This is a genomic window from Flavobacterium sp. LC2016-13, from assembly GCF_009707955.1.
Taxonomy (GTDB): domain Bacteria; phylum Bacteroidota; class Bacteroidia; order Flavobacteriales; family Flavobacteriaceae; genus Flavobacterium.
Map to the genome: position 1 here is coordinate 1 of NZ_WMDQ01000038.1, position 2,639 is coordinate 2,639.

The 2,639-nt window shown below is 34.7% G+C and carries 2 protein-coding genes; both read right to left on the reverse strand.

Features of this window, described 5'->3' with window-relative positions:
* Positions 1-161: 161 nt before the first annotated feature.
* A complete protein-coding gene (gene istB / locus GKZ86_RS25165) occupies positions 162-899 on the reverse strand; it encodes an IS21-like element helper ATPase IstB (protein ID WP_154785762.1) in 738 nt (245 codons plus the stop codon).
* A 12-nt stretch (positions 900-911) separates the two neighbouring features.
* Positions 912-2,459 (reverse strand): IS21 family transposase, encoded by a 1,548-nt coding sequence (gene istA, locus GKZ86_RS25170; RefSeq protein WP_154785763.1) that lies wholly within the window; start codon positions 2,457-2,459, stop codon positions 912-914.
* Positions 2,460-2,639: the final 180 nt, after the last annotated feature.

A 2,639-nucleotide genomic window follows, 5' to 3' on the forward strand; every position in this document is an offset into this window, starting at 1 on the left:
TGTAAAAACCAGTGATATTGACCACCTATTTTCAATTTAAAGTGACCATCTAATTTTGGTTTAAATTGACCACCTAATTTCGGTGCAAAGTGAGCACCTCCATTTATTTCAAAAAACTACTTTTTCCATTTGTTAATTTATATTCAAATATAGATAAATAATTATCCCTTATTTATGCTTTTTTTCTTTCTCATGGATTCGCCATGTAGTTCAACCCTATGCGATTGATGTATTAATCGGTCTAAAATTGCATCTGCTATGGTTTTCTCGCCAATGATATCATACCATCCTTGAACAGGGATTTGTGAAGTTACAATGATGGAACCGTTATTATGCCTGTCTTCAATGATCTCTAGGAGTGTAATTCTGTTATGATTATCAAGCGCCTGCAAGCCAAAATCATCAAGTATTATAACATCCTGTCTTTGTATTTTAGCAAGTTCTCTTAAGTAAGTGCCGTCAGCTTTTGCCATTTTTAATTTTGCGAACAGTTTTGAAGTATTAAAATAACTTACTTTATATCCTTCTATACAAGCCTGATAACCCAGAGCTGTCCCTAAAAAACTTTTGCCCACACCAGTACTGCCTGTTATTAAAACATTTTCGTTCTTTTCAACAAAACTGCATTCTGCAAGACGAAGTATAAGGTTTCTGTCAATATTGCGTGACTGATCAAAATTAATACTCTCAATATTGGATTTGTAGTGGAAGCGTGCATTTGCAATACTTCGTTCAATACGCCTGTTGTGCCTTTCATCCCATTCAGCATCTATCATCATTGATATAAACTGATCGAGCGTATAATGGTCAGTTTTACCACTTTCAATAGCTGTTTTAAAAGCGTTATGCATTCCATGAAGCTTCATTTGCTTCATTTTTATTGCGGTAGATTCATTCATTGTATATTGATTTTAATTAAAATAATGTTTCCCTCTAATGTTATTGTGCTCAGGAAGATCCTGCTCTTTTTCCTGTTCAATTGGTATTTTATCAAGACTGTTCTCTAAGATGTTGTTTATGGTTTTAAAGTTGTAAATTTTAAAGTCCAGTGCGCGTTTACAGGCATTTATTAATCTTTCCCTGCCTACCTTTTTTTCAAAAGATAATATTCCCAAACAGCTTTTATATGCCTGTTCAGGGTGGCTTCTGCTATCGATTATATGCATAATGTATTCTCCTACTGCCGGATCAATACTATTAGCCCATTCAATAAATCTAAAGGCACTCCATTCTGATACAAATTGATGTGTGCTTGCTAAATGTTCAGGGTTTGTAGTATAGATATAGGGTTTAGGATTTCTGCTATGAGTAGCTATACGATTGTATTTGAAGTAGATTTCAACTGTTGATTTTGTATACAGCAGCTTTACTTTTTTCTTTAAATATTGATAAGGTACACTGTAATAGTTTTTGTCCTGACTTAATTGAACATGTCCGTTTTGCATTACTGTTGCAAAGGAATGATATTTGATTTCAAAACGCTCTTGAGGAAGTGGCTGTAATTCGTGCTTCTCATCTTCAATAAACAGTTCAAAACGGGAGTATGGACGTCCTGTAAGCTTTCTGTTATTATGATCATCAAGTAAGTACCATATAGTTTGATTTAACTCTTCTATGCTAAAGAATTCTATGTCCTTTAAATTTGCATAAATTCTTCTATAAAGTATTTTAACCGCTCCTTCAACCAGAGATTTATCCCTTGGTTTATATGCTCTTGCAGGCAGAATAGTGGTTTCGTAATGTTCTGCTAAATCTGCAAGAGTTTCATTAATGGTGGGCTCGAAGCGACTGCTTTTTATTACAGCAGATTTTAGATTGTCCGGTACAATTGCGGCAGGAGTACCTTCAAAAAAGCGTATCGCATTCTCTACCGAGGCAACAAAATCTTCTTTTTGCTGGCTCATAGAAGCTTCTGCATAAGTATATTGGCTTGCACCAAGAATAGCTACAAAAAACTGCACTTCCTTGATTTCAGAGGTTGATTTGTCAATAATTGAGAGTGTCTTTCCGGCATAATCCACATACATTTTATCTCCAGCCTTATGGATCATGTGCATCACTGGATTAACTTTATTGCTCCATTTGAAGTAATGGAATCTAAATTGAGAGATTCTAAATCCATCAGGATTTAAAGAGATATAACGCTCCCACATGCCATACATGGTTACACCTGTTTTCTTTAATTCCCGCTCCATCTGTGGAAAAAACCCATAGACCTTTTGCATCCTTGGAGTTGTAATCTCTTCTGTGCTTTGGGAAAAAAGTGTTTCTAATTCTAAATCTGTTTTTTGATTAATCGATTCAAGGCTTAATCCTAGTACTTCAAATAAAGAGATGTATTTCTTTACTGTATTTCTGGAAAGAGACAAATACTTGCTGATAAACAATTTGCTCTTACCGCCACAATGTAATTTAATTACTTTTCTAATTTTATTCATGTCTATTGTATTATTTGCCATAGTTTGTAGTTTTATACAGATCCATGGTGCAACAACATGAAAAAGAAGTAGTTTTTTTGGTGGTCACTTTGCACCGAAAACAGGTGGTCAGTTTGAATTGAAATTAGGTGGTCAGTTTGCTCCGAATCTGATGGTCAATTTAGGCTGAAAAAGCGTGGTCAATTTGACCGTTTTTTCCAG

Coding starts and splice junctions, on each gene's coding strand:
- istA (WP_154785763.1), bottom strand. CDS start 2,459: ATGGCAAATAATACAATAGACATGAATAAAATTAGAAAAGTAATTAAA.
- istB (WP_154785762.1), bottom strand. CDS start 899: ATGAATGAATCTACCGCAATAAAAATGAAGCAAATGAAGCTTCATGGA.